This window comes from Snodgrassella sp. W8135, from assembly GCF_016101225.1.
GTDB classification, from domain to species: Bacteria; Pseudomonadota; Gammaproteobacteria; order Burkholderiales; family Neisseriaceae; genus Snodgrassella; species Snodgrassella alvi.
The window spans coordinates 982,941-1,009,721 of record NZ_JACFQX010000001.1 but is presented as its reverse complement, the minus strand read 5'-3'; the positions used below and the strand labels follow the sequence as shown (position 1 = coordinate 1,009,721).

Sequence of the window (26,781 nt, the reverse complement as noted above, 5' to 3'; positions counted from 1 at the left end):
TAAAATTCATAGTGACTGAAAATAGCTATAAACCTAAATCTTGCCATATGGCGTCAACTTTAGCTATGGTTGCCGGATCCTTGTGTATTACCTTACCCCATTCACGGTTTGTCTCTCCGGGCCATTTATTGGTTGCATCCAGACCCATTTTCCCGCCAAGTCCGCTAATCGGACTGGCAAAATCCAGATAATCAATCGGTGTATGATCGATTAGTGTCGTATCCCGCACCGGATCCATACGTGTGGTAATTGCCCAGATAACTTCTTTCCAGTCTCTTATATTAATGTCATTATCTACTACAATAATATATTTAGTATACATAAACTGACGCAGGTAGCTCCAGCAACCCATCATTACTCTTTTGGCATGTCCGGCATATTGTTTCTTTATGCTGACAACAGCCATGCGATATGAACAACCTTCCGGAGGCAGATAGAAATCAATAATTTCCGGAAATTGTTTTTGTAATAACGGGATAAACACTTCATTCAGAGCAACCCCCAGAATTGCCGGTTCATCGGGCGGCTTACCAGTATAAGTACTGTGATAAATGGCATTTTCGCGCATAGTAATGCGTTCTACGGTAAACACCGGGAAGTTATCCTGTTCATTATAATAACCGGTATGGTCTCCGTAAGGACCTTCCAGTGCGGTCTCATCCGGGTAAATAACTCCTTCAAGAACAATTTCTGCCCGGGCAGGAACATGCAAATCATTTCCGATACATTTAACCAGCTCAGTACGCGATCCTCTTAATAAGCCGGCAAATTGATATTCACTGAGACTGTCTGGTACCGGGGTGACTGCTCCGAGGATGGTAGCAGGATCACAACCCAGTATGACTGATACAGGATAAGGTTTGTTTGGATATTTTTGTTTAAAAGCCTGAAAATCCAGAGCACCGCCACGATGAGCAAGCCAGCGCATGATTAGTTTGTTTTTTTTCAGTAGTTGCTGTCGGTAAATGCCTAGATTCTGGCGTTTTTTTTCTGGCCCGCGTGTAACTGTTAAGCCCCAGGTAATTAGCGGAGCCGCATCTTCCGGCCAGCATTTTTGAATTGGCAATTGTGTTAAATCTACTTTATCACCTTCTAGAATAATTTCCTGACAAGGTGCTTTTTTGACGATATGCGGAGCCATGCTCCATAAATCTTTGAGTAAAGGTAATTTGGAAAAAGCATCTTTGAATCCTTTAGGAGGATCCGGCTCTTTCAGGTAAGCCAGTGTTTTACCTATTTCACGTAATTGACTGGTATCGTCTGCCCCCATTCCCATGGCAACACGTTCCGGAGTACCAAAAAGATTAGCCAGAACAGGAAACTGGTATGTTGTTCCTGTCTGATTTATAGTATTTTCAAATAATAATGCCGGTCCCTGCTTTTGTAATACACGATCAGCAATTTCTGTTATTTCCAAATGTGGAGAAACTGATGTTTGAATCCGCTTTAATAATTGCTGCTGCTCAAGAACAGCAATGAATTCCCGCAAGTCACGATATTTCATAACATGATCTTTCAAATTTTACTTGCTGTGTAATTGTTGCTGCGCCCTGCCGAATTCTCCATTTAACAGCAGGGGTATAGCATTCACAGATTTGTGTAAAGCTTCGTCTATCAAAACTTTTTCTTCGGCTAATGGTTTATGCAATACATAATGGACAACAAGATTACGATCACCCGGATGACCAATACCTAGTCGTATCCGGTAAAAATCTGCGGTGCCCAGCCAGGCCTGTATATCTTTTAGTCCGTTATGACCGCCATTTCCTCCGCCTTTTTTAAACCTGATCTGGCCACAGGGAATATCCAGCTCATCATGAATTACCAGTATTTCCTCAGGTGATATTTTGAAGAATTTGGCTATAGATTGCACGGATGTGCCTGATTTGTTCATGTATGTGGAAGGTTTAAGCAGCCAGATTTCATTTTCGGGTAAGTTAACTTTTGCTACTTGTCCAAAAAATTTTTTTTCTTCTTTTAAGCTGATTTTCCATAACCTGGCAAGTTCATCAATGAAATCAAAACCTATATTATGCCGTGTATGTTCATATTCTGTGCCCGGATTGCCCAAGCCAACTATTAGCCTGATATGAGACATGTATATTCCTCGGGAATTACAAACTGTTTAAAAGTTAACTGGAAAACTATTCTTTTTGCTTTGCACGCCGTCGCCGGTTTTCTTTCGGATCAATTAGTAACGGTCGGTAAACTTCAATTCGATCCCAATTGGATAATATATAATTATCATTAACTTTTTTACCGAATATACCAATGGGTGCTGCATAGAAATCGGTTTGTGGAAATTTTTCTGGTAAATCTGACTGTAATAATGCCTGACGTGCACTGCTTCCTGCCGGAACTTTTCCCTGCCAGAGATGCTGATAATCAGTGGTGGCATATACTGCTTCAACAACAATTTCAGTCATCATAGCGTCTGTTTGCTTCCTTAATAAAAGCATCAACCAATGTTGTAGCGATAATGTTAAAGACCGGACCTATTAGTGCTGAAAGTAGTGCATTGGAGAATTCATATTCCAGACGAAAATCGATTTTACAGCCCAGATCATCGATAGGAGTAAATTGCCAGGTACCTTCCAGTTTACGAAAAGGACCATTAAGTAAACTCATCTGGATTTTATTTGGTCTTTGATTAATATTTCTGGTAGCAAATGACTGACGTATTTTCATATAGTCCATGTACAATACTGCTTCCAGAGATTGCTCATCCCGTTTAAGAATATCTGTACGATTACACCAGGGTAAAAACTTAGGATAATCTTCAACTGTGTTGACCAGATCAAATATGTGTTCGGCACTGTGTAGTACTAAAACGCTTTTTTCAACTGTTTTCATCATTATTGGATCAATAGTTTAACGGTGAGTTACCAGAATAATGTTCAGATGGTCAGAGACAGAAAAAGATGTTTGATTTCTGCCCATGCATTACCTTCTTCTGCACCTTTAATTTGTCGGTCGATATACGCACAAATCTGTAAAGCTTCAAGAAGACGTCTGATGCCGATACGTCTGGCAGCCTGTGGTGCTAAAGTCTGTTTTTCACCCCATAAACGCAGGCTCTGGCGCATTTCACTGATTGATTTACCTTGCTTTAATGCTGCAAGTAAGCGTATGAGAGTACGAATATCCTCACTGATAACCCATAATAATAGTACCGGTTCATTTCCCTCTGATGCAAGACCCTCCAGTAAACGTAATACGCGTTCTGAGTTTCCGCTCATCCATGCTGCTGACAATTGAAAGATATCAAAACGTGCTACGTTGGCTACTGCTGTCTGTGCGTCATCCAGAGTAACGGTATGTCCGGCCGAATGAATTAGAGCCAGTTTATCGATTTCCTGCTTTGCGGCTAAAAGATTGCCTTCTACTTTCTCTGCAAACAGGGCAAGTGCATCATTATCGATATTCAGATTCCGAGCCGCCAGCCGATTTTTTATCCACTGAGGTAATGCATTTTGGTTAATAGCTTTTGCATCAAATATCTGAGCATTTTTTGCCCAGCTTGAAAACCATTTACTCTGTATTTGTAATCGTTCCAGTTTAGGGAGTATTAAAAGCAGGCAGGTATTTTCCGGTAATTGTTCAGCCAATTGTTGTAATACTACGGCTCCTTCTTTGCCGGGTTTACCAGAGGGAATATGAATTTCCAGTAATTTTTTATCAGCAAATAATCCAACGGAATGGACTGAGGACAGAAGTGATGTCCAGTCGAAACCGGTTTCTATATTGATAACTTCGCGCTCATTATATTGCTGACTGCGTGCAGCTGAACGGATAGTGTCTAGAGCCTCTATTCGCAATAATTCTTCTTCACCGTGAATCAGATATGCTGCAGACAGAGGCTGGACTGATAAATTACTCATTCGTTAGTAGTTACAGGCAGAAAAGCCAGGCGACGAACAATTTGTTCTGCAGCATCGGTACGCATATCATGCCAAATCATACGTTGTTCATCTTCTTTGGCCAGTACCTCATGATCAGAATAATCCATATAACGGTGTACTGTGACTTGTATCGGATCGCCTAGTGGCTGATCATTATGATAGGCTTGTACATTCACTTTCAGTGTGAGCAGATATTCACTGGTACCGCCAGATAAATCTACTGCTGATGTGGAAGAATCCTGTGTCGCTGAAATGACTTTTACCACTATCTCTGGATGTTCAGTATCCACAATTACATTAGGCTGCCGCCGCAATACGACTTCCAGAGCCCGCTGCATACTACCGCCTTCAATCTTCCAGCTATGATATGGCATGGGTGTGTCGAATCCGGATGTTCCTTTCAGATGGAATCCGCAGCCTGTTAATACAAACAGAGTAGCCAATAGCAGCCATTTTTTCATGTTTGAACCTTATCTTGCTTATGCCAGTTTGCTATGCAGTAAAGACTGAACTTGTTGAGGGTTAGCTTTACCGCGAGAAGCTTTCATTACCTGCCCTACAAGAGCGTTAAATGCTTTTTCCTTACCGGATTTGAATTCTTCTACAGATTTCTGATTATTAGCGAGTACTTCATCAATAATTTTTTCGAGGGCACCAGTATCCGTCATCTGTTTCAAGCCATCACGTTCAATAATGGCATCAGCAGTAAGATCACTGTTCCACATGGCTTCAAATACCTGTTTAGCCAGTTTATTGCTTAAAGTATTATCTGCAATTCTACTTGTTAAACCAGCAAGACGTTCAGCACTAATCGGGCTTTCAGAAATATCTATTCCGGCTTTATTCAGAGCAGCTGCAAGTTCTCCAAGCATCCAGTTAGCAACCAGTTTACCGTGACCATGAAGTTTTGCGGCCTGTTCAAACCAGTTTGCCTGTATATGATTGCTAGTTAATAATCGTGCATCATAATCAGAAATACCATATTGATCGATAAAACGGCCGGCCATCTCTTTAGGTAGTTCAGGCATGCCTGCTTTGGCTGCATCCAGCATGGCATCGGTAATGATCACTGGTAATAAATCAGGGTCAGGAAAATAACGATAATCATGAGCATCTTCTTTACTGCGCATGGCGCGAGTTTCACCCTTGTTCGGATCAAACAAACGTGTTTGCTGAATGACTTTACCGCCGTCTTCAATTAATTCAATTTGTCGTTCCACTTCATAATTAATGGCTTGTTCCAGAAAGCGGAATGAGTTCAGATTTTTAATTTCACAACGGGTGCCAAACTCAGTCTGTCCTTTCGGACGTATTGAAACATTGGCATCAATACGGAAAGAACCTTCTGCCATATTACCGTCACATATGCCTAACCAGGTTACCAGGCTATGCATTGTTTTAGCATAAGCAACAGCATCTGCTGCTGAACGCATTTCCGGTTCTGACACTACTTCCAGTAACGGTGTACCAGCCCGGTTTAAATCGATTCCGGTATAGTGTTCAAATTCATCATGGATGGATTTACCGGCGTCTTCTTCCATATGAGCTCTGGTAACGTTAATGGTTTTAACTTCATTACCAACTACGATTTCAAGTTTTCCGTGCTCAACTATCGGCAAATCAAGCTGACTAATCTGATAACCTTTAGGCAAGTCCGGATAAAAGTAGTTTTTCCGGTCAAAAACATTTTTCCGGTTAATATTCGCACCTAAAGCCAATCCAAGTTTAATGGCCTTGTTCACCACATCACGATTCATTACTGGTAAGGCACCAGGCAGTGCGCAATCCACAACATTGGCCTGAGCATTGGGTGCTGCGCCAAATGCAGTAGATGATCCACTAAAAATTTTGGAACGCGTGTTTAACTGAACGTGGATTTCCAGACCGATTATTGTTTCCCAATTCATTCTGTCTTCTTTCAATTCGTATACTGGCAATTATTGTACAAATGGAGTTCTGGTATGCCAGTCACTATGTTGCTGAATCTGGTGTGCAATACCTAGCAGACGGCTTTCTGCGAAATAATTACCGATAAGCTGAGCGCCTACGGGTAATCCGCTTGTGGTAAATCCTGCCGGCAGAGAAATACCCGGTAAACCGGCAAGATTTAAAGAAACGGTGTAAATATCAGAAAGATACATTTCAACAGGATCACTATTATGGCTTTCTAATAATGGTGCTGCAGTAGGCGCAACCGGAGCCAGAATAATATCGCACTGTTTTAATGCTGCCTGGAAATCGTTTGCAACCATTCTGCGTAATTTTTGTGCTTTCAAGTAGTAAGCATCATAGTAACCGTGAGATAAAACATAAGTGCCTATCATAATGCGGCGTTTTACTTCAGACCCGAAACCTTCGGCACGGGTATTACTGTACATCTCATCCAGATTACCGAATTCAGCAGCGCGATGTCCATAACGAACACCGTCGTAGCGTGACAGGTTTGTACTGGCTTCAGCTGAAGCCAGTACATAATAGGCAGGAATGGATAGTTCTGTATGTGGTAAAGTAATATCTACAATTTCCGCACCCAGTTTTTTGAGTACTTCTACAACACGATCAATTGATGCATGTACTTGTGCGTCCAGACCTTCGCCAAAAAATTCGCGCGGCAGACCTACTTTTAAACCTTGTAATGATTGATTTAAATCGCGGGTATAGTCCTCTTTATTGCGCTCTATACTGGTAGAGTCCCGCTCATCAAAACTCGCCATACTATTCATTAACAAGGCGCAATCTTCTGCTGTTTGAGCCATTGGTCCGGCCTGATCAAAACTGGAAGCATAAGCAACCATACCGAAACGGCTAACTACACCATAGGTTGGTTTCAGACCAGTAATACCACAGTGTGAGGCAGGCTGGCGAATGGAGCCGCCAGTATCTGAACCCAGCGCAACCGGTGCTAGCCGCGCAGCCACGGCTGCTGCTGAACCACCTGAGGAACCACCCGGAACATGACTGAGCTGCCACGGATTGTGAGTTATACCATAGTAGGAAGACTCAGTTGTTGAACCCATGGCAAATTCATCCATATTGGTTCTGCCTAGAGTTACCATACCTGCATCAAGCAAATTCTGAACTACTGTTGCTGTATAAGGTGCAGTAAAAGTATCCAGCATTTTGCTGGAACAGGCACTGCGCCATCCCTGTTGGCAGAATATATCTTTATAGGCTATGGGTACACCGGTTAATACATTTGCTGAACCCTGCGCCAAACGTGTGTCAGCTGCCTTAGCTTCAGCAATAGTGCGTTCTTTATCCAGTGTTATATAGGCATTAAGACTGGCATTTTCACTTTCAATTGCAGCCAGATACTCCTGCGCCAATTCGACAGCTGAAGCCTGTTTTGATTGCAGTAAGTCACTGCACTGTTTTAATGTATAATTTTTTGGCATAGTGGTTATATAACTTTCAAGCAACACTGTCTGTAGTTACCTGCAATAAATTTAAATATGAATGAACAAGTCATTATGGTAAGGGTTGAGTTATTCAATAACCTTAGGCACAAGATATAAACCCCTGTCTACCAGCGGTGCACATGATTGGATTGCATGATGCTCGTCTTTTTCAGTAACTGCATCGTCGCGTAAACGCAAGGCCAGTTCATGCGGATGTGCCATCGGTTCAATCCCATCAGTATTGACTTCTTGCATTTTTTCGACCAGATTGAATACATGGTTCAGCTCTGTCAGCATGTTATTTCGCTCTGCTTCTGAAAGACTCAAGCGAGAGAGGCGTGCGAGCTTATCTACATCACTTAATGTTAAAGCCATCAAAAATCCTTAAATTTGATTTAGCAAAACGGGCAAACTGCGGTATCATTGCGCGTTCTGATTCGGTTGTTACATAATATAGAATTATAACCGAAAACCCTATTCTTTGGCGTACTGATTTGCTGAGTACAGTGCGCCGCAAAACTGCTTTTGCCATACTTATAATTTAAAAGTTCATTAGGACATCCTCATGTTTCGCTTTTTTTCCAAATATTTATCCAATGATCTGGCTATTGATCTTGGTACCGCCAACACTTTGATTTTTATTAAAAATAAGGGTATTGTTTTAAACGAGCCGTCTGTGGTGGCCGTGCAAAATGACACCATAAATGCTAAAAACGGCATGCTGGCTGTGGGAACAGCAGCAAAGAAAATGCTGGGGCGTACGCCGGGAAGCATTCAGGCAATACGACCTATGAAAGATGGTGTGATTGCTGACTTTAATGTCACTGAAAAAATGCTCAAGCAATTTATCAAAAAGGTAAACAACAGCCGGTTTACAGCTCCCCGAATCGTTATTTGTGTTCCATGCGGTTCAACTCAGGTAGAACGTAAAGCTATTCGTGATTCAGCTCTGGCAGCCGGCGCATCGATTGTAAATCTGATTGAAGAGCCTATGGCAGCAGCAATTGGTGCTGGTTTGCCTATTGAAGAACCAACAGGCTCAATGGTCGTGGATATTGGTGGCGGAACAACTGAAGTTGGTGTGATTTCTTTATCTGGTGTGGTTTATTCTCACTCAATCCGCGTAGGTGGTGATGCATTTGATGATGCCATTATTAACTATGTGCGCCGCAATTATGGCATGCTAATTGGTGAATCTACTGCTGAAGAAATTAAGAAAAATATCGGTTCTGCTTTCCCCGGTATGGAAGTAAAAGAAATTGAAGTAAAAGGCCGCAATCTGGCAGAAGGTATTCCTCGTGCTTTTACAATCAGTTCGAATGAAGTTTTGGAAGCGCTGACTGAACCACTTAATCAGATTGTACAGGCAGTTAAAAATGCTTTGGAGCAGACTCCCCCAGAGCTGGGTGCGGATATTGCCGACCGTGGTTTGGTGTTAACCGGAGGCGGCGCTTTGCTTAAAGGTTTGGATCGTTTGCTTTCTGAGGAAACCGGCTTGCCTGTTATGATTGCAGAAGACCCGCTGACATGTGTTGCACGGGGTTCTGGTCATGCATTGGATATGATTGGTAAAATGAACTCTGTATTTGTATCCAATCCGTAAATGCAGCACTGTTTATCAGACATAAGATAATAATGGCAGAGCCTTCACTCAATTTTGTACACAATGGTCTGCGCAGTACCAGTAAACTGGTTGTACTGTCACTGTTAGCAGTTGTATTGCTGTTGCTTGATAACCGGTATGATGTGGTTAAAATTAGCCGCAATTATATCGGTACCGCATTATATCCGTTACAGTGGCTGGCTATGCAGCCGGTTAATGCTGTATCTAATGGTATGGTGTTTCTTGAAAAGCAGCAGAATCTGAGCGATGAAAACAAATTGTTGAAGGCTCAAAATGCGCAGCTTAAATTACAAATTAGTCAGCGTGACGTACAGTTAAAGTCAGTAATCAGTCTTGATCATCTGACTCAGCTTCAGAAAGCAGCATTACCTCAGGCGCAGGTTGCACAGATTGTATCAAGTGATACTAATCCGCTGACTGACCGCTTCATTATAGATAAAGGCAGCCATCATCAAATTCGACAGGGTGATGCCGTAAGTGATGAACATGGTCTGATTGGTCAGATTACAGCTGTTCAGCCATTGAGTTCTGAAGTGACACTAATTACCAATAGTAATGCAGTTATTCCGGCGATGGTAATGCGTACCGGAGTACGCACACTGGTTTATGGCCGTTCAGGTAGTTTGGATCTGCGTTACTTTCCGGCTAATGCCAGCCTGTTACGTAATGATTTACTGGTTACTTCAGGCATGGATAGTATTTATCCTGCCGGGATACCTATTGCCAATGTCATACAAGCGCAGAGTGGTAATGGTTCACCTTATTACCGGACACAGATTGAACCTGTAGCGCAACTACGCAATAGTAATTTTGTACTGGTTATCCCGCAAAAGCATGCGCAGATAGTTGATCATTATGCTGATGCAAAAGCCACTAATACCTTATCCATCAATCATGACTGAAGTTGACAGCTTGCACCGCCATACCAGAAAAAGGCTTATTGTATTAAGCTTAGTAATTGCATTATTTCTGGATCTGATTCCGTTTCCCCAGCTTCTGGCTGGCTCCTTGCCTACATTTACAGCTATGATGGCATTGTATTGGAGCTTGCACCGACCACAAAATATTGGTATCGGTATGGCTTTTGTATTAGGACTGCTCTTGGATGTGGGAATTGGTACTCCGTTTGGACAGCACGCATTAGGTTTGATGGCAGCTGTCTATTTGATTGAACAAAACAGACATCAGATGCTCGGCTATTCATATACTTATCAGGCTCTGACTATTTTCGGGAGTCTGATGCTAATGACTTTGATTTTAGTGGTTGTACACTTCTTTTCGACCCATCATTTTAGTGGCTGGAATCTGTTTGTTTCACCATTTATCAGTGCTCTGCTCTGGCCTCTTTTATCTAAATTCATGCTTTATCTCGCCTATTCAAGACGTCTATGAAAGCACTGCAATTCCGAACTAAAAAAAAGCGTGTATCTAAACCTGCGCAAAATGGCGATCTAGGTTTACGGATTGCAGTAGCCTTTGCTTTGATTATTATTTGTTTTTCTATGCTGATTGGCAGGTTTGTATACTTGCAGGTAATCAAATATGATGAATATGTCATTGCTGCTACCAATAATCGTATCTCATTAATTCCTACGCCACCCATTCGTGGAGAAATAGTTGATGTTAATGGTGTGGTACTGGCACATAACTATCCGGCTTATTCTCTTGAGATAACTCCTAATCAGATACCGGGTAAACTCGAAGATACAATTAATGCCTTGCGCAACTATGTGGACATTACCCCCAGCGATATGAAGCGGTTTAATAAATTCCGTGCAGAATACCGTTCTTATGAAAAAGTACCTTTAAAACTTAAGTTAACAATGGAAGAAGCCAGCCGTCTGGCGGCTGAACTTTATCGCTTTCCGGGTGTTGAAATTAATGCGCGAACATTTCGCGACTATCCTTATGGCGAATTACTTGCTCACATCGTAGGCTATATCGGCCGGATCAGCGACCGCGATATGGCAGCTCTCGACAAAGCTGAACTGACGACACTGTATCGTGGTAGTACTCATATAGGAAAAATGGGGCTGGAAGAATACTATGAACGGCAATTACATGGTATTCCGGGTTATCGTGAAGTTGAAAAGGATGCGCAGGGACATATTGTTCGTACTATTAAAACAGTGCCGGCAGTGCCCGGACAAACGCTTCGCCTGGGACTCGATATCCGTGTACAGCAAGAAGCAGACCGGTTGATGGGTGATAAACGTGGTGCTTTAGTTGCTATTAATCCGCAAACGGGTGCAATTCTGGCCATGGTATCCAAACCCAGCTATAACCCAAATCTGTTTATTGACGGAATCGATACTGATACGTGGAAAAGTCTGAATGAAGACTGGCGTCACCCGCTATTAAATCGTGCGACTCAGGGTATGTATCCTCCCGGATCTACATTTAAGCCTTTTCTGGCAATGGCTGCTTTGGAAAGTGGCAAACTGACTCAGAGTACAGTTTTACCTGCCCCGGGGTTTTGGAGTATTCCCGGATCAACCCATCAGTTTAGGGATGCTGCGCGAAGTGGTCATGGATCAGCCAATCTGAATAAAGCTATTCAGGTTTCGTCAGATACATTTTTTTACCGTCTGGGTTATGAAATGGGTGTGGATCGTATGTCACCTTATTTAGCTGAGTTTAATCTTGGTAAGCAGACTGGTATTGATATAAATCATGAATATGCTGGTGTATTGCCAACACGCGCTTGGAAAGAAAAAAGATTTGCCCGCTCTAAACCTCAGGCACGTGTATGGCAGCCGGCTGATAGTGTGAGCATGGCCATCGGTCAGGGCTATAATGCGTATACTCCTCTGCAGATGGCTTTTGCTACAGCAATTCTCAGTAATGATGGTGTTGTTTACCGCCCTCATTTGGTTCAGGCATTACTTGACCATAATTCGAAAAAAATGACTTTAATCGACCCGCAACCGGTTAGAACTGTCCCTTTCAAACGTGGCAATTTTGAATATGTTAAAGATGCTATGCAAAAAGTATTAAAACCGGGTGGTACGGCTGCGGCAGTGGGTTCGGGTCTGGCTTATACTATGGGCGGCAAAACCGGTACAGCTCAGGTGGTGCAGATTAAACAAGGTGCACGTTATAATGCGGCAGCATTAAAAGTACAGCTGAGAGACCATGCATGGTTTATTGCATTTGCGCCTGCAGATAAGCCACAGATAGCGATTGCGGTTATTCTTGAAAACAATGGATGGGGTGCTACAGCGGCTCCTCTGGCCCGTCAATTAGCTGATTTTTATCTTTTGAAATTAAAAAATCTCCCCAGTGCAAAAGAAGCAGCTAATTCTGCAGACTTACCGGTGAATGATTTATCCAGTAATGCCATGATGGATGCAAAACAACATAATGAGCATAGTCAAACTGACTTACCTCCGTTATTGCGTGCTTATCGTCCTCAGCCAGGCCTGTGAGATAAACTATGATCAATGAACAAAAATGGTTTAAACGTCTCTGGATCAAACTTTGGGCACCGATGGATGTATGGCTTTTTTATGCCATGTTGATTATTTATGTAATGAGTTTGTTTTTGCTTTATTCTGCCGATGGTCAGGATTTTGGTCAGCTTGAAAATAAGACCCTGCATACTATTCTAAGTTTTATTTTACTATGGGTTATTGCGCGTACTCCTCCTCAGATATTAAGTAATTTTGCTTTACCTGCATATTGTTTGGGGATTTTGCTATTGATTGGGGTACATTTTGCCGGAATTACGGTAAATGGTTCTACACGATGGCTGAATGTTGGTGTAGCTCGTATTCAGCCGTCAGAAATTATGAAAATTGCCGTACCGATGCTGATTGCGTGGTACTTTCAGAAAAATGAAAGTAATATTCGCTGGTATCATTATATTATTGCTTTTGTACTGATATTCATTCCGGTAGCACTGATTTTAAAACAGCCGGACTTGGGGACTGCTACTCTGATTATGGCTTCAGGTCTGTTTGTGATATTTTTTGCCGGTTTACCGTGGAAAGTCATCATTTCAGCAATTATTGGTTTCGTTGCCATGCTGCCATTGATCTGGAATTACGGTATGCATGATTATCAGCGTATGCGTGTATTGACTTTACTGGATCCGACTAAAGACCGGCTGGGTGCCGGATATCATATTCTCCAATCCATGACAGCAATTGGTTCTGGCGGAATATGGGGCAAAGGATGGTTAGAAGGTTCGCAAACTCATTTAGATTATATTCCTGAATCAACTACTGACTTTATTTTTGCAGTGTTTGGCGAAGAGTTTGGCCTGATAGGAAATATTTTACTGGTAACCGTATATACATTTATTCTCGTGCGCGGCCTTTATATAACCTTTAAAGCACCAACCTTATATTGCCGAACACTGGCTGGAGCATTAACCATGACCCTTTTTTGCTATGCATTTGTAAATATGGGTATGGTTAGTGGGATTTTACCTGTGGTAGGAGTGCCTTTGCCATTGGTAAGCTATGGTGGTACAGCTACGTTATCGGTAATGGTAATTTTAGCCATGCTGATGGGTATAAGTAATCAGCGTAAACAATAATATTTTATTTATTTGTTTAAGATAAAAAATATTGTTAGCTTACATGTCATAAGTACAATAATGAAAAACGAAACCTTGTTTGAAGGTTTCGTTTTCTAATGTATTAGATATACTATCTAATTATATGCTTCTTAAAATTTTATTTAGGTCTGTGAACTAGTACTTCATCTATCAAACCATATTTTTTAGCTTCTTCAGCTGACATGAAATTATCACGATCGGTATCTTTTTCAATCTGTTCAAGCTTTTGTCCGGTATGACGGGCAAGGTGCTCGTTTAATTGTTTTTTTAGTTTAAGTAACTCACGTGCGTGGATTTCAATGTCTGAGGCCTGACCACCTAATCCGCCACTTATAAGCGGCTGGTGAATCATAACGCGACTATTAGGCAGAGCAAAGCGTTTACCTTTAGCCCCTGCAGAAAGTAAAAAAGCACCCATACTGGCAGCCTGTCCCAGACACAAAGTTGCTACATCAGGCTTAATAAAATTCATCGTATCAAAAATTGACATGCCTGCTGTAACTGAGCCACCCGGAGAATTAATGTAAAGAGAAATATCCTTGTCAGGATTTTCACTTTCCAGAAATAATAACTGGGCAACCACCAGATTGGCAGTTTCATCGGTAACCGGTCCTACCATAAAAATAATGCGCTCTTTAAGCAGGCGTGAATAAATGTCGTATGCACGTTCTCCGCGGCCGCTCTGCTCTACTACCATAGGTACCAGACCCAGATTTTCAATATGTGACATATTTTTCCTCAGTTGAAATAAAAGCACCTAAGCAGCTTTACTACTACTTTGGTGCTTGGTCATTCATATCAGATTATGTATTTTACATTCAGGCTTGGGCCTGCTGACCCATCACTTCATCAAAAGTCAGTACTTTATCAGTCACTTTTGCTTTGCCTAATACATAATCAACTACATTCTGCTCAATGGCTAATGAAGTAGGTGCCTGAAGATTTTTTCTGTCGCTGTAGTACCAGTCGATAACTTCCTGCGGATCTTCATAGCTATCAGCAAATTCGTTAATAACGTTACGCACCTGCTCTTCTGTTGGCTCAAGCTTTTCTTCGCGAACCAATTCACCCATAATCAGGCTGATGGCAACACGACGACTAGCCTGTTCGTTAAACATGTTCAGAGGTAATTCCAGATCTTTCTGATCCATACCTTGAGCAGCAAAATTTTCTTTCATTCTTGCTGCCATGCTTTTAGCTTCTTCTGTAATCAGTGAGGAAGGTACTTCAATCGGCGTTGCAGCCAGTAATGCATTAATTGCACTGTCTTTAGTCATTTCGCTAACGCGACGGTTTACTTCACGGCTGACATTTTTTTTGATTTCAGCACGCATTTTTTCGACATCACCATCTTCAATACCAAGTGACTTGGCAAATTCTTCATTTACTTCGGGCAGAACTGCTTCAGAAACGTTTTTCAGAGTAATAGTGAAATTTGCAGTTTTTCCTGCCAGCTCTTTGCTTTGGTAATCTTCCGGAAAAGTAACGGCAACTTCTTTTACATCATCTTCTTTCATGCCAGCAATACCTGCTTCAAAATCCAGCAGCATCTGGCCTTTGCCCAGCATAAACGGATAATTTTCAGCAGTACCGCCAGCAAAGGCTTCACCGTCAATTTTGCCGGCAAAATCAATAATAACCCGATCGCCTTCACGTGCCTCTCGTTCAACATGATTAAAACGGGTACGCTGCTGGCGCAGAATATCAACAGTTTTATCTATTTCTGCATCACCGATTTCAGTGCTGAACTTCGTTACTTCCTGATTACTTAAATCACCGACTTTGATTTCTGGAAATTCTTCAAATACTACGGCAATTTTATAAACTTTTTCATCATCCTGATCGGCATCTTCCAAAGCAGTCAGGCTTTTCAGACCAGCAACTTTTAGTTTTTCAGCTACAATGGTATCTTCAAACGCTTTATGGGTCATTTCGTTCAGTACTTCATCACGAATACCATAGCCGTACATAGAGTCGATTATTCTCAGCGGTGCTTTACCGGGACGAAAGCCATCAACACGGGCACGTTTCTGTGCTACTTTCATGCGTGCGTTGACTTTTGCTCTGATGTCTTCCCAGTTCAGAGCCAAAATGATTTTACGCTCTAAATTATCTAATTTTTCTACTGTTACGCTCATCGTAAACCCTTAGATGTCAGTTGATCTGATTTTGGTTTCATTTGTCTTAAGCTACTGCTTTTGGGCTGTACGCACACGGGCATTTACTCATGCAGACAAAAATTAAATGGCAAGTGTACCATAAGCCCTTATAAAAACCTATGTAGTGATAAAAACACTTACTGCTGTTCATGTTTAGTTGTTTTTACAATTTGTTTTCATTATACGCTGCACTTCATGCCAGCAGCCATCTGCACGCTTTTCAACCACTGCAACCATACCCTGGCGGATTTGCTTAATCTGATTGAAGGTAACTATAGCATTACTACTGATGCGTGCAGGAGACAGAAAAGATAAATGGTCAAGTACGTAAAAACGACTATTTTCTGAGCATTTAAATTCATCCCAGTTTTCTACATAATTACCTTGCCAGCTCAAAGAATTTAATGGTGCTGGCAATTGTTGCTGCGGTTCAAGTATAAACAGCATACCGCGAATAATGCTGGCATGTTGCAATTGCTCATGCTCCAAAGATAAATCTTTCAGGATATTTTTAGCTTCGGGCTCCGTGCTTAACCTGAGTTGCTGCTGGATTTTATGTATTTTATTAATAAGCTGATCAGTCGGATTCAGACCGGTAAAGTTTTCAGGTTGATTTGACCGGCTGCCATAATATTTAGTTGCTAACTCCAGATGGTAAATACTTTCGTTTAACTGTACGATAAAATCGAAAGCCCCCAATGTTTGCTGATTATGCTGAACCTGCACATTATGTGCAATCAGTCTGCTGTGCGGAGCATGTAAAAACCAATACCTGAGTAAACGTTCTGCATAAATGCCCAAGCGGCTCTGATATCCGCCATGTTTTTTCAGAAATAAATACAGGCTTTCAGGCTGCTCATCCAGAGAAAGTAAAAATCGGAATCCTTCATCTCCCAATAATACTGAAACTGGTATCTCGACAGACGATATCCATGGAGGTGGTGCCGTTAACAGGCTGGCCAGATCGCGTACGATCGTTTTTTTTAAACGCCACCAAATCGGATCTGAAGAATAATTCATACTGGCACCCTTTTCTTTTGCAGACAAATATTTACAATATAATACTAATTTTGATTTTTTTGTAATTGCTGACTAACAGTATTGTAGAATCCGCGCAAGACATCGATATCTTCTGTGCTTAATTGTGCACGGTCGAACATTGCAGCCATGCGTCGCATCAGCCTTTTTTCATTGCGCCGGTTAAAGAAGCCGGCCAAATTCATTACCTGTTGTAAATGTTCTACCATACCGCTTGTTTGCTGATGAGTAGCCAGATTCTGTTCTTGTTTTAGATGTGTCATACTGATATCAACATGGCTGAACAATTCATAACATATAATTTGCACCGCCTGGGCCAGATTAAGAGAAAAATAATCCGGATTACCATTAATAGTAATCAGACGATTGCAACTTTGAACTTCATCTATACTTAATCCAAAAGTTTCATTTCCAAATACCAGTGCTATTTGCTGACCTGTACCGGCTGCCGAAATTAATGAGGGCATGATTTCCCGCGGGGTATGTAGCGGAGCGGACAACTCACGCCGCCGGCTGGTTAAGGCGCAAGATAAAGTAGTATCTGCAAGAGCATCATCCAGTGTAGCGACAATCCGTGCATTTTCCAGTACATCACGAGCACCTGAGGCCAGGATAAAGCTTTCTTCAGGTAATACAAATGCAGCTGGATTGGCATAATCGAACTTAGCAGGGTCAGATGTCATTGGCGTCTGCATCAAATTCGGTGCAACAAGAGTAAGTCTGGTTAAACCCATTGTTTTCATGGCTCTTGCTGCAGATCCGATATTGGCAGGATGACTGGTTCGGCTAAGTACAATAGTAATGTTGTTGAGAAAATCCGGTAGAACAGGTTTATTCATATCAGTGATTAATACAGACATCTGCTGAATGCAGAAATTCTGCGTATTATAGCAAAATCAGGCCTCTCAATCTGCTACGAGAGCATAATTTTGGCAAAAACACTTTTTGTCGTATAATTGGCAATATTCTGTTTATATTGCCGCAGTGTTTCTATGCGGCATTTGTTCTTTAAAATACCCATTGTATATCTGTTTTAGCTTTTAAGCCCTATCTCGAGAATTAGCATGAATCCTATATTAACTACTGCGTGGAAAGCAGCACGCAAAGCCGGCCAAATGATGCATCGTGCCAGCAGCAATTTAAACAACATTAAAATTGATAATAAAGCTGCTAATGATTTTGTTTCAGATGTAGACCGCGAGGCTGAGCATATTATTGTTAACACTATTCAGGAAGTCTATCCTCATCATGCTGTTTTGAGTGAAGAGGCTGGTCATTTAGGTAATACTAATGCGGAATATCAATGGATTATTGATCCGCTGGACGGTACAACCAATTATTTACACGGACATAAACAGTACGCTATTTCTATGGCTTTGCTGCATAAAGGTACTTTAGCCGAAGCACTGGTTTATGCACCGGAACAGAATGATTTATATGTTGCCAGCCGAGGTCAAGGCGCTTTGCTTAATGATAAGCGTATACGGGTTAGCAATCGAAGTGATTTATTGCGCAGCCTGATAGCCACAGGTTTTCCAGTTGTTGACCAAAGCATGATGGATACCTATCTGGCAATTTTAAAAGACGTACTGGCTAAAACAGCCGGTGGTCGCAGAGAAGGTTCTGCTGCTCTGGATTTATGTAATGTTGCCTGTGGCCGAGTTGACGGATATTTTGAGTTTAACCTGAAACCCTGGGATATTGCCGGTGGTGCTCTGATTGTGCAGGAAGCTGGCGGTATTGTTACTGATATGCATGGTGAACAAACTTGGCTGGATAGCGGGGATATTGTTGCTGCAAATCCCAAAATTCTTGCCCAGCTTTTACAAATTATTGCTCCGCATTTAGCTGTATAATGTTTTTATGGCAAATTGCTCCGGTTAAGGTCATTCGGGTACAACAAATTTTATATCTGCTTTTATAAAGATGATAATTATGAAAAAAATTTTGTTTTCGACTTTATTGGCTTCATATGCAGGTTTGGTATTGGCACAAGGTATTGCTGCTAATCATGCATGGGCACGGTTCAGTGTGCCGGGAATGTCTTCCAGTGGTGTATTTATGGATTTGGATAATCATTCAGGTAAAGATGATGTTTTACTGAGTGTATCCAGCCCGGTGGCAATGTCTGGTGAAGTGCATGAAACAACCGAAGTAGATGGCGTTATGAAAATGCGCCCTTTACCGCAAGGTTTGCCCTTACCTGCCGGTAAGGTGACCCAGCTTCAACCGGGGAAAATGCATATTATGTTAATGGGCTTAAAAAAGCCCTTAGTAAAAGGGACAACAATTCCGGTGCGTTTAACTTTTCGTTATGCCAAACCGTTAATGCTTAATGTTCCTGTCAGTGTCGGTTCTTCTAGTTCAGATAATCATCATATGCATCATTAGATTTGCAGCCAGTCTGTTAAACAGGCTGGCATTTATCTTTATCTTACAATCTCTGGTCTTTCAATAGATTCGTTTACTTAATTGACTAAGCTGATTGTTGGCTTCTAATTTAATCAGTAGGATATTTTTATTTTATTGATTGAATTTGTTTTATATAAAAATATATTTTGTTTCTTTGTTCTGATGATAAATCAGAACAAAGTTTTTGAGAATAATCCAATTTTAATTCAATATGATTTCCTTATTGCATTCAGGCAAATTTTGGTTGAAGCTGATCGTATTCAGCTGCCTGAGCATTATCCTTTTGCTGGCCATTGATATAGCCGTTTTGCATTATTTATTTAATGCAGAAGAAATTAATAAACGGGCAAATGCCATGATGGCAAATAGTGGCCATCAGGTTGTTTTTGACCAGGATATAAACCGTGCTATGTTTCCACGCCCGACAGTTACTTTGCACAATGTACGTATTAAAAATAAATTCAGCAAAGCAGACGATATTCATATTGATGATATGAAAATTGGTTTAGGGTGGCAAAGCTTGTTCGGTCGCATGACAATTGAAAAATTACAGCTTACAAATGCACACGTTAATCTTGTTAGAGATAGTCAGGGGCAATGGAATCTGAGCGATTTATGGGAACAACAACATAAAAATAATCAATTGAAAATTAATCGCTTTATTTTGGAAAATGCCAGCTTCCGTATCAATGACGGACAAAATATTCAGAAAATTAATCAGCTAAATTTACAATGGCATAATCTTGGTAATAACAGTTTGCTTAAACTGGATGGGACGCTCAGCGGCCAATACATGCAGACTATGCAATGTCAACTAAGTGCTGTTTACCGTCCTGATGCGGTTATGCAATGGCAGGATGTCAATCTGGAAGTAAAAACTAAACTACCTTCTTTGGGCGATAGTAATGGCCAATGGCATTTTGATGCACGCTGGCTGCCTCAGCAGCAGCTTTTTCAGACAACTGCTGTCCAATGGCAATGGCACAGTCAGCATAATCAGTTGCATATTTCAGGTAATGGCCAGAACTGGCAACTTGGTTGGGCTAAACTCTTATTACCTCAATTGAACGGTGTGGCTACAGCACAAATTGGTGATAATGAGATTAATGCAACTTTATCAGCCAGTAATACTAGCTGGATACAGAATCAATGGTCTTTATCACAATTTCAGATTGATAGCGGCTGGCAAAGTCATTTATATCAAACTGCTTTAACCGTGAGTGGTCAGTTAAACTGGCTGGATATGCGACATTGGAAAATTAGTAATTTATCGGTTAACAGCCATCAGGATGCTGTTAATGCTCTGCCCAATTCGCGGTTTATCAGTGATCTAACTGGCAGCCTTCATGGAGATGACAACGGAAATGCACAGTTAGTATTACAAGGTCTATTCGATAATCAGCCTGTGGATATTAATTTAAATTACCAAAGTGATAAAAATTCAGGAAAAGTGAATGGAAATATTCATCTTGTTCAGCTAAATCTGCGCCCGTATACAGATAATACTACCGGTATACTTCCGTCTGACTGGCAAAAGTTGTGGCAAAACTGGTTTAAGAACCGTTCTGTTAATACCCTGCTTAATATTGATTCTTTGCAGACGCATAAAGTGCAGCTGAATCAGCTGAAAACCAATCTTTCAATCGATGCGCATAATTTTACACTGCAACCATTCAGTATTCAGATGTATGGCGGAAACACTCAGGGAATGTTACAGATTAGTAATGCCAATCCTTTGAGCTGGAAAATTCAGCAACATGTAAATAATGTGCAGATTAAATCTTTTCTTCAGGATACATTTGGCTGGCATAACCTTGATGGAACTGCAGATGCTGATTTTGAGTTACATGGTAATGGAATTAACCGTAATCAATGGCTGTCGACTCTGACTGGTAATGCTAAATTACAAATCCATCAGGGTTTCTGGAATGGGATCGATATCAATAATATTCTGCAAAACGGTGAAAATCAGACTACCGTTGCTTACAATGAAACCAGCCAAACACCATTCCGTATTATTAAGCTGTTTATTCCGGTGGAGAAGGGTAATAGTAAAAACGGACGAATAGAATTGCATGCTGATAACTTTGATATTAAAGGTGTGGGTAGTGTTAAATGGTTACAGCAGCAAATGGATTATAATGTGCTGATTGCTACCCGGCGTGCCCAGCAGCAAAATTTACTGCCATTACGCATTAATGGCACTTTTAGCCGCCCTTCCTTTACTATTGATTATCAGAAACTGACTGCTGGTTTACACACTTCACAACAAAAACAGGACAGTTTGCGGCAAACATTACAGCAGCAATGGTTATGGCTTAATCAGGGAGCCAGTTCTTCTTCTGAAACTCATACCTCTGCTCGTCAGCCATGAGCGTTTATACTTTCCACGGGTGGCCGAAGCCAGATGAACTGGCTGAGAAGATTGGTAGTGATGAGCAGGCAGAAATCATAATAATTGCACAAAACTGGCCAGAATCTTTAACTGCACAATCACATGCCGGCCAGATTATTGTACAGCTCTGGGTTGAAGCCAGGATATTCTGGCAGCACCAGCCGGTATTTAGTTATCCATTTCGTCATGCAGGAAAATTTACTTTTATTCAGCCGCATGTATATGAACAATGGGTTCAGTTTAATCCCGGTATAGTCTGTACAAGTACGACGCCCGTTTATTCTGAATTCAGATATAAACCATGGCTTACCTTGCCGGATTTATTACCGGTTAAATCCGTTGTGGTGATTGGCGCAGGTATTGCCGGCGCTGCCACTGCCTTTGCTCTGGCAAAGCGTGGTATAGCAGTAACAGTTATAGAACAGCATACAATTGCCAGCGCAGCCTCAGGCAACCATCTTGGTCTGTTATACGCAAAAATTTCTGCCCATGCTACGGTTCAGACTGAGCTACTACTAGCTGGCTATGGCTACAGCCGGGCACTGCTCAGCAACTGTTTGCCTGCCGGTCAGGGTTGGCTGGATTGTGGTGTTATCCATCTGAATTACAATTCAAAAGAACAGCAACGTAATATGCTGTTGGCTAATCAAAATCCGCAAAGTAAATTATTTCATGCTGTTACACAGGAAGAAGCCAGTCAGATTGCCGGTATAGATTTGCCGCATAGTGGTTTATGGTGGCCTTATGGCGCAGCAATTAATCCTCTCAGCTGGATTCAGAATATGCTCAGGCACCCGCTGATTCAGGTATTAACAACAACGAAAGTAAATGCCATTTGCCGGCAAAAGGATTTATGGCAGATAGATTGTCAGAATCAGCTTGAGGTATTTTCACTTAATGCATCACATATTGTCATTTGTGCCGGTGCCGAAAGTAATTTTTTGTATCCGGTAGCCGGATGGCCATTTCATAAAATACGCGGTCAGACGACTACAGCCAGTATAAAACAGGAGGCTGTGCAGCCGCACTGCGCATTGAGTGCAAATAGTTATATTACCCCGCAATGGCGTGATAAATTGTGTTTTGGTGCTACCTTTCATCCCAATCAAACCAATGATGATTTAACCAGTGAAGACGAAAAAGAAAACTGGCAGCAATTACGCCAATGGATGCCGCATCTTGCAGCTAACTTAGATTCTGATAACCCATTGCAGGGACATGCAGCCATACGCTGTGATGCTTATGATCATTTACCGGTTGTCGGACCAATTGGCGATACATCTGCTATGTTCAAGTATTATGCGCAGTTACGTATGGATAAAAACTACCCGCTTACCCAGCCCTGTCCATGGCTGCCGGGAGCATTTATCAATACCGCTCATGGCAGCCGTGGATTGATTACTGCTCCGCTATGCGCTGAAGCTATAGCTGCATCTATTCTTGGTTTGCCCTCTCCTTTATCGGTACGCTTACAACAGGCTTTACATCCTAATCGTTTACCCATCAGGATGCTAACTCATCACCAATCATTCGCATTTGCTGAACAGACTAAGTAACATTTTGCATATATATAATGTTATAGGGTATCATTTATGTAATGTTATAGGGTATCATTTATGTAATGTTATATAGTAACATTCTTGATTAAGATTGGTTATTAAAGGCTCAGTATGTTTTCACTCTTGCTTTGCGGAGCAATAAAACGTCTGTCATGGGTAAGCCTGATTCTGGTTTTACTCTGGTTAATGTATGCATGGGCGGTGTGCGGATCATGAGTATTCAGCTTGAAAATGTTACTGTGAGCTACAGACATCGACCGGCTATTCATCATATCAATATTGATTTTAATATGAATGAGATGTGGGCTATATTTGGTCCGAACGGAGCGGGTAAATCAACTTTGCTTAAAGCCATTATGCATCTTGTTCGCCCTGATAGCGGGCAAATCAGCTGGGGAAAATTGCAGCGTTCCGATATTGCTTATCTGCCTCAGCAGTCGGATATTGATCGTAGCCAGCCGATGAGTGTATTTGAACTGGTAGCAATGGGTTTATGGTATGAAACCGGTTTTTTTGCCAGTATATCTAAAGCCATGTATCAGCGAATTTTTAATGTACTTAATCAGGTAGGGATGTTGCAATATAAAGACCGCAGTATTGCCCAGCTTTCCAACGGCCAGTTTCAACGCATATTGCTGGCGCGTATGCTGATTCAGAATGCAAGTGTATTATTACTGGATGAACCATTTAATGCTGTCGATGCGTCAACCACATTTGCTTTACTGGATATACTCAAGACATATCAGCAGCAACAAAAATGTACTGTTATTACCGTTTTGCACGATTATGAACAGGTACAAGCCTATTTCCCCAATACGCTATTAATTGCCCGTGAAAAAATTGCAGCAGGCAAAACAGATAAAGTAATAACAGAAAATAATCTGCAAAAGGCAGCGGCAGCTATGCAGCAATATGAACAAAACCAGTGGTGTGACAGGTAAAACTGATGAATATTGTCCATTTACTTACAGAACCTTTTGCTGAATATGATTTTATGCGTTATGCACTCTGCTCTATTGTATTTCTTGCTTTGGGGACGGCACCGGTAGGGGTTTTTCTGATGATGCGCCGCATGAGTCTGGTTGGTGATGCTTTAGGTCATGCCATTTTGCCGGGTGCTGCGGCTGGTTATATGATTGCCGGTCTCAGTCTGCCCGCAATGAGTTTAGGCGGCTTTATTGCCGGTTTACTGATGGCATTACTGGCCGGTCTGGCCAGCCGCTTTGCCGATGTACGTGAAGATGCCAGCTTTGCTGCTTTTTTTCTTACCTGTCTGGCTTTAGGCGTGGTATTGGTCAGTCGTGGCGGTAATAGCGTCGATTTACTGAATTTATTATTCGGCTCAATTTTATCGGTTGATCACGCAGCCTTAACTTTGGTTGCAATAGTCAGCAGTATAACCATGCTGGTACTGGCTGTTATTTACCGGCCGCTGATGCTGGAAAGTATCGATCCGCTGTTTCTGCGTGCCGTAAACGGAAAAGGGACACTCTGGCATATTATCTTTTTAATACTTGTCGTTTTGAATCTGGTAGCTGGTTTTCAGGCTTTAGGTACCTTGATGTCTGTAGGCTTGATGATGTTACCGGCTATCAGCGCAAGGCTATGGCATAAAACAATGGGCGGTATGATGACCATTGCTGCCGGTATTGCCATAGTTTGCGGATTTATCGGATTACTGCTTTCTTACTATATAGATCTGCCTTCAGGTCCGGCAATTATTTTGTGCTGTGGTTTTGTTTATATTCTGTCTTTATTTATTGGTTGTGAAAACGGTATTTTATGGCGGTTATATAAACGTCACCGTCATCATATTGCCTGAAAAATTTTCAGTAAACTCATTCTAGGATATTAGTTGATGAAACGTGGTCTGTTTATCTGTCTGTTAACTTTATTTCTGACTGGTTTTGCCAGCATAATTCATGCAGCACCATTACCGGTAATCACAAGCTTTAGTATTCTGGGAGATGTTACACGGCAAATCGGCGGTGAACGAGTACAGGTACGAAGCATGATTGGTACTGATCAGGATGCGCATATGTATCAGTTAGTAAGTAAAGATTTACGTGACATGCGTACTGCTAAACTGATTTTGCTTAATGGACTGGGGCTTGAACCTCTTGCTTTGCAACGTGCTGCTCAGCAAAGCCGAGTACCGATGTTTACTGTTACTCAGAACATTAAACCGTTAATGCTGGCTGATGATGGTCACGGACATCATCAGCATACCGATCCGCATGTCTGGAATGACCCTGTTCTCATGCAAATATATGCACGCAACATTGCTAATGCTCTGATTAGTGTGGATCCGCCAGGTAAGGCCTATTATCAGCAGCGTCTGACTGCATATCAGCAACAACTTGCCGGATTGAATAACTGGGCAAGCAAAATGTTTAATGCAGTGCCAGCAGAAAAACGAAAAGTGTTAACCGGACATGATGCTTTCGGTTATATGGCAAAACGTTACCGGATTGATTTTATTGCGCCACAAGGTATGAGCACCGAAGCAGAGCCTTCTGCCCGTCAGGTTGCCGCTATTATCAGCCAGATCCGGCGCGATCATATTAAAGCTATATTTATGGAAAACATAAAAAATCCGAAGATGGTTCAGCGTATTGCCAGCGAGACTCAAACCAAAATATCCGGTCGTCTTTATTCTGATGCACTGAGCAAAGGTGCTCCGGCAGCTACATACATTGATATGTTCCGTTATAATGTAAATGCTTTATGCAGTGCGATGAAATAAATTTACAGATAAGCATATAGTCAGAGCTGGCTATATGCTGTTTTTAATTTTGTAAAGCTTGCCGCCAGTTATGTATATCTGTCTGGCGGTTTTGCTCAAAATTTTCCAGCATTTCCAGTTCAAAACTGGAAAAACCAGCTTGTTCCCGTGCTTCCAGATTAACATAGCCGCGAAAAATAAATAAATCATAACGACTGAGTAAGCGACGAAATAATGTCAGTGGCTCTAGTCCGCGCTGTTTACATAAATACTGATACCAGTAATTTCCCGCACGTACATGCCCTACTTCTTCCCGATAGATAATATCCAATACAGCACAAGTTTCATCATCCCCTTTTTGAGCAATTTTCTTACGCATTCCCGGTGTTACATCCAACCCTCGTGCTTCCAGTACTCTGGGTACTAAAGCCATACGCAGTAATGGATCAAATGCAGTCTTATAAGCCATATCCCATAAATGATTATGAGCAGAAAAATCACCATAATCATATCCGGTTGCTTGCAAACGCTGACGCATAAGCTGAAAGTGTTTTGCTTCTTCAGCAGCAATCCGTACCCAGTCACGTGTGAACTCTTCCGGTAATAATCTGAATCGGTAGGCTGCGTCTAAAGCCAGATTGATTGCATTAAATTCAATATGACAAACTGCATGCAACAAAGCTGCATAACCTTCTATAGTAGTTAAATTTCTGTTTGTAACTCTGGAGGGAGGCACTAACTCAGGTTTCGGTGGATGTCCGGCCAGACGAAAATCTTTTATTTCACCTGTTTCATTCCTTCTCAGACTATTCGCAGGTGTATCTGAGCACAGTTGCTGTGCAGTTAAACTTAGCGTACATTTTTCCTCAGGCTGGCAACTTAACAAAGCAGATTCGAGTAATAAGACAATAGACATATATAGAAGTTACGTTATGGCAAAATTATGATTGAGTATACATGTCCTGTCGCTGTTAAATAAACCGCGATTTAATATGATTTAACAAT

At 41.6% G+C, this 26,781-nt stretch carries 26 protein-coding genes; 12 read left to right on the top strand and 14 right to left on the bottom strand.

Annotated features, from left to right (window positions below; translation table 11 throughout):
* Positions 1-25: 25 nt before the first annotated feature.
* The 9 genes from ubiD to gatC form a co-directional block, all read right to left on the bottom strand.
* The gene (gene ubiD / locus H3T75_RS04505; protein WP_198211143.1) at positions 26-1,504 is read right to left on the bottom strand and encodes a 4-hydroxy-3-polyprenylbenzoate decarboxylase; all 1,479 of its coding nucleotides are present in this window, start codon (positions 1,502-1,504) and stop codon (positions 26-28) included.
* Between the two features lie 18 nt (positions 1,505-1,522).
* Entirely contained in the window at positions 1,523-2,098 is a 576-nt protein-coding gene (gene pth, locus H3T75_RS04500) for an aminoacyl-tRNA hydrolase (RefSeq protein WP_198211142.1), read from the bottom strand.
* Between the two features lie 46 nt (positions 2,099-2,144).
* Positions 2,145-2,429, bottom strand: coding sequence for an RnfH family protein (locus tag H3T75_RS04495; RefSeq protein ID WP_232339905.1), 285 nt, complete (start codon positions 2,427-2,429; stop codon positions 2,145-2,147).
* On the bottom strand, positions 2,419-2,859 hold the full coding sequence (locus H3T75_RS04490; RefSeq protein WP_198211281.1) for a type II toxin-antitoxin system RatA family toxin: 441 nt from the start codon (positions 2,857-2,859) through the stop codon (positions 2,419-2,421). Before H3T75_RS04490 ends, H3T75_RS04495 begins: the two co-directional genes overlap by 11 nt.
* A gap of 38 nt (positions 2,860-2,897) precedes the next feature.
* Positions 2,898-3,881, bottom strand: a complete 984-nt coding sequence (gene holA, locus H3T75_RS04485; RefSeq protein ID WP_198211141.1) for a DNA polymerase III subunit delta — start codon at positions 3,879-3,881, stop codon at positions 2,898-2,900.
* On the bottom strand, positions 3,878-4,363 hold the full coding sequence (gene lptE / locus H3T75_RS04480; RefSeq protein ID WP_198211140.1) for an LPS assembly lipoprotein LptE: 486 nt from the start codon (positions 4,361-4,363) through the stop codon (positions 3,878-3,880). Before lptE ends, holA begins: the two co-directional genes overlap by 4 nt.
* A gap of 18 nt (positions 4,364-4,381) precedes the next feature.
* A complete protein-coding gene (gene gatB / locus H3T75_RS04475; RefSeq protein ID WP_255517922.1) occupies positions 4,382-5,824 on the bottom strand; it encodes an Asp-tRNA(Asn)/Glu-tRNA(Gln) amidotransferase subunit GatB in 1,443 nt (480 codons plus the stop codon).
* A gap of 15 nt (positions 5,825-5,839) precedes the next feature.
* Positions 5,840-7,297: an Asp-tRNA(Asn)/Glu-tRNA(Gln) amidotransferase subunit GatA gene (gatA, locus tag H3T75_RS04470; RefSeq protein ID WP_198211138.1), complete on the bottom strand. Its 1,458-nt coding sequence runs from the start codon at positions 7,295-7,297 to the stop codon at positions 5,840-5,842.
* 90 nt (positions 7,298-7,387) lie between these two features.
* Positions 7,388-7,675, bottom strand: coding sequence for an Asp-tRNA(Asn)/Glu-tRNA(Gln) amidotransferase subunit GatC (gatC, locus tag H3T75_RS04465; RefSeq protein ID WP_084565655.1), 288 nt, complete (start codon positions 7,673-7,675; stop codon positions 7,388-7,390).
* A gap of 190 nt (positions 7,676-7,865) precedes the next feature.
* Here gatC and H3T75_RS04460 point away from each other — a divergent pair, with 190 nt between their 5' ends.
* The 5 genes from H3T75_RS04460 to rodA are packed head-to-tail and all read left to right on the top strand — an operon-like array spanning position 7,866 to position 13,467.
* Complete coding sequence (locus H3T75_RS04460; protein WP_025330699.1) at positions 7,866-8,903, top strand: rod shape-determining protein; 1,038 nt, start codon at positions 7,866-7,868, stop codon at positions 8,901-8,903.
* Between the two features lie 32 nt (positions 8,904-8,935).
* Positions 8,936-9,826 (top strand): rod shape-determining protein MreC, encoded by an 891-nt coding sequence (gene mreC / locus H3T75_RS04455; protein WP_084551920.1) that lies wholly within the window; start codon positions 8,936-8,938, stop codon positions 9,824-9,826.
* Entirely contained in the window at positions 9,819-10,316 is a 498-nt protein-coding gene (gene mreD, locus H3T75_RS04450) for a rod shape-determining protein MreD (RefSeq protein ID WP_172397416.1), read from the top strand. Before mreC ends, mreD begins: the two co-directional genes overlap by 8 nt.
* Positions 10,313-12,352, top strand: coding sequence for a penicillin-binding protein 2 (mrdA, locus tag H3T75_RS04445; protein ID WP_084565656.1), 2,040 nt, complete (start codon positions 10,313-10,315; stop codon positions 12,350-12,352). Before mreD ends, mrdA begins: the two co-directional genes overlap by 4 nt.
* A gap of 8 nt (positions 12,353-12,360) precedes the next feature.
* Positions 12,361-13,467: a rod shape-determining protein RodA gene (gene rodA / locus H3T75_RS04440; RefSeq protein ID WP_041880167.1), complete on the top strand. Its 1,107-nt coding sequence runs from the start codon at positions 12,361-12,363 to the stop codon at positions 13,465-13,467.
* Positions 13,468-13,606: 139 nt separating this feature from the next.
* Here rodA and clpP read toward each other — a convergent pair whose 3' ends face one another.
* The 4 genes from clpP to H3T75_RS04420 form a co-directional block, all read right to left on the bottom strand.
* Entirely contained in the window at positions 13,607-14,218 is a 612-nt protein-coding gene (gene clpP, locus H3T75_RS04435) for an ATP-dependent Clp endopeptidase proteolytic subunit ClpP (RefSeq protein WP_025330704.1), read from the bottom strand.
* 88 nt (positions 14,219-14,306) lie between these two features.
* On the bottom strand, positions 14,307-15,626 hold the full coding sequence (gene tig, locus H3T75_RS04430; RefSeq protein ID WP_198211137.1) for a trigger factor: 1,320 nt from the start codon (positions 15,624-15,626) through the stop codon (positions 14,307-14,309).
* A gap of 174 nt (positions 15,627-15,800) precedes the next feature.
* Positions 15,801-16,667 carry a DUF1853 family protein gene (locus H3T75_RS04425; protein WP_198211136.1) on the bottom strand — a complete coding sequence of 289 codons (867 nt, stop codon included), beginning with the start codon at positions 16,665-16,667 and terminating at the stop codon, positions 15,801-15,803.
* A 44-nt stretch (positions 16,668-16,711) separates the two neighbouring features.
* Positions 16,712-17,545: an RNA methyltransferase gene (locus H3T75_RS04420; RefSeq protein ID WP_232335785.1), complete on the bottom strand. Its 834-nt coding sequence runs from the start codon at positions 17,543-17,545 to the stop codon at positions 16,712-16,714.
* Positions 17,546-17,749: 204 nt separating this feature from the next.
* Here H3T75_RS04420 and H3T75_RS04415 point away from each other — a divergent pair, with 204 nt between their 5' ends.
* From H3T75_RS04415 to H3T75_RS04385, 7 genes are all read left to right on the top strand, one after another.
* Positions 17,750-18,541 carry an inositol monophosphatase family protein gene (locus H3T75_RS04415; protein WP_174830123.1) on the top strand — a complete coding sequence of 264 codons (792 nt, stop codon included), beginning with the start codon at positions 17,750-17,752 and terminating at the stop codon, positions 18,539-18,541.
* Between the two features lie 79 nt (positions 18,542-18,620).
* Positions 18,621-19,076, top strand: a complete 456-nt coding sequence (locus H3T75_RS04410) for a copper chaperone PCu(A)C (protein ID WP_179300429.1) — start codon at positions 18,621-18,623, stop codon at positions 19,074-19,076.
* Positions 19,077-19,341: 265 nt separating this feature from the next.
* On the top strand, positions 19,342-21,471 hold the full coding sequence (locus H3T75_RS04405; protein WP_198211135.1) for an AsmA family protein: 2,130 nt from the start codon (positions 19,342-19,344) through the stop codon (positions 21,469-21,471).
* Entirely contained in the window at positions 21,468-23,048 is a 1,581-nt protein-coding gene (gene mnmC, locus H3T75_RS04400) for an FAD-dependent 5-carboxymethylaminomethyl-2-thiouridine(34) oxidoreductase MnmC (RefSeq protein WP_198211134.1), read from the top strand. Before H3T75_RS04405 ends, mnmC begins: the two co-directional genes overlap by 4 nt.
* A 215-nt stretch (positions 23,049-23,263) precedes the next feature.
* Positions 23,264-23,992, top strand: a complete 729-nt coding sequence (locus H3T75_RS04395) for a metal ABC transporter ATP-binding protein (protein ID WP_099048801.1) — start codon at positions 23,264-23,266, stop codon at positions 23,990-23,992.
* 5 nt (positions 23,993-23,997) lie between these two features.
* Positions 23,998-24,873, top strand: a complete 876-nt coding sequence (locus H3T75_RS04390) for a metal ABC transporter permease (RefSeq protein WP_037394901.1) — start codon at positions 23,998-24,000, stop codon at positions 24,871-24,873.
* Positions 24,874-24,909: 36 nt separating this feature from the next.
* Positions 24,910-25,797: a metal ABC transporter substrate-binding protein gene (locus H3T75_RS04385; RefSeq protein WP_198211133.1), complete on the top strand. Its 888-nt coding sequence runs from the start codon at positions 24,910-24,912 to the stop codon at positions 25,795-25,797.
* A 43-nt stretch (positions 25,798-25,840) separates the two neighbouring features.
* Here H3T75_RS04385 and H3T75_RS04380 read toward each other — a convergent pair whose 3' ends face one another.
* Complete coding sequence (locus H3T75_RS04380; RefSeq protein WP_198211132.1) at positions 25,841-26,692, bottom strand: ferritin-like domain-containing protein; 852 nt, start codon at positions 26,690-26,692, stop codon at positions 25,841-25,843.
* Between the last annotated feature and the right edge of the window lie 89 nt (positions 26,693-26,781).

Excerpts from the sequence above, each read along its gene's own strand:
- H3T75_RS04390 (WP_037394901.1), top strand. The coding sequence starts at position 23,998 with ATGAATATTGTCCATTTACTTACAGAACCTTTTGCTGAATATGATTTT.
- H3T75_RS04395 (WP_099048801.1), top strand. The coding sequence starts at position 23,264 with ATGAGTATTCAGCTTGAAAATGTTACTGTGAGCTACAGACATCGACCG.
- mnmC (WP_198211134.1), top strand. The coding sequence starts at position 21,468 with ATGAGCGTTTATACTTTCCACGGGTGGCCGAAGCCAGATGAACTGGCT.
- gatC (WP_084565655.1), bottom strand. The coding sequence starts at position 7,675 with ATGGCTTTAACATTAAGTGATGTAGATAAGCTCGCACGCCTCTCTCGC.
- H3T75_RS04425 (WP_198211136.1), bottom strand. The coding sequence starts at position 16,667 with ATGAATTATTCTTCAGATCCGATTTGGTGGCGTTTAAAAAAAACGATC.
- lptE (WP_198211140.1), bottom strand. The coding sequence starts at position 4,363 with ATGAAAAAATGGCTGCTATTGGCTACTCTGTTTGTATTAACAGGCTGC.
- clpP (WP_025330704.1), bottom strand. The coding sequence starts at position 14,218 with ATGTCACATATTGAAAATCTGGGTCTGGTACCTATGGTAGTAGAGCAG.
- H3T75_RS04460 (WP_025330699.1), top strand. The coding sequence starts at position 7,866 with ATGTTTCGCTTTTTTTCCAAATATTTATCCAATGATCTGGCTATTGAT.
- mreC (WP_084551920.1), top strand. The coding sequence starts at position 8,936 with ATGGCAGAGCCTTCACTCAATTTTGTACACAATGGTCTGCGCAGTACC.
- mrdA (WP_084565656.1), top strand. The coding sequence starts at position 10,313 with ATGAAAGCACTGCAATTCCGAACTAAAAAAAAGCGTGTATCTAAACCT.
- rodA (WP_041880167.1), top strand. The coding sequence starts at position 12,361 with ATGATCAATGAACAAAAATGGTTTAAACGTCTCTGGATCAAACTTTGG.
- H3T75_RS04385 (WP_198211133.1), top strand. The coding sequence starts at position 24,910 with ATGAAACGTGGTCTGTTTATCTGTCTGTTAACTTTATTTCTGACTGGT.
- holA (WP_198211141.1), bottom strand. The coding sequence starts at position 3,881 with ATGAGTAATTTATCAGTCCAGCCTCTGTCTGCAGCATATCTGATTCAC.
- tig (WP_198211137.1), bottom strand. The coding sequence starts at position 15,626 with ATGAGCGTAACAGTAGAAAAATTAGATAATTTAGAGCGTAAAATCATT.
- gatA (WP_198211138.1), bottom strand. The coding sequence starts at position 7,297 with ATGCCAAAAAATTATACATTAAAACAGTGCAGTGACTTACTGCAATCA.
- H3T75_RS04380 (WP_198211132.1), bottom strand. The coding sequence starts at position 26,692 with ATGTCTATTGTCTTATTACTCGAATCTGCTTTGTTAAGTTGCCAGCCT.
- H3T75_RS04495 (WP_232339905.1), bottom strand. The coding sequence starts at position 2,429 with ATGATGACTGAAATTGTTGTTGAAGCAGTATATGCCACCACTGATTAT.
- pth (WP_198211142.1), bottom strand. The coding sequence starts at position 2,098 with ATGTCTCATATCAGGCTAATAGTTGGCTTGGGCAATCCGGGCACAGAA.
- H3T75_RS04410 (WP_179300429.1), top strand. The coding sequence starts at position 18,621 with ATGAAAAAAATTTTGTTTTCGACTTTATTGGCTTCATATGCAGGTTTG.
- ubiD (WP_198211143.1), bottom strand. The coding sequence starts at position 1,504 with ATGAAATATCGTGACTTGCGGGAATTCATTGCTGTTCTTGAGCAGCAG.
- H3T75_RS04415 (WP_174830123.1), top strand. The coding sequence starts at position 17,750 with ATGAATCCTATATTAACTACTGCGTGGAAAGCAGCACGCAAAGCCGGC.
- H3T75_RS04420 (WP_232335785.1), bottom strand. The coding sequence starts at position 17,545 with ATGTCTGTATTAATCACTGATATGAATAAACCTGTTCTACCGGATTTT.
- mreD (WP_172397416.1), top strand. The coding sequence starts at position 9,819 with ATGACTGAAGTTGACAGCTTGCACCGCCATACCAGAAAAAGGCTTATT.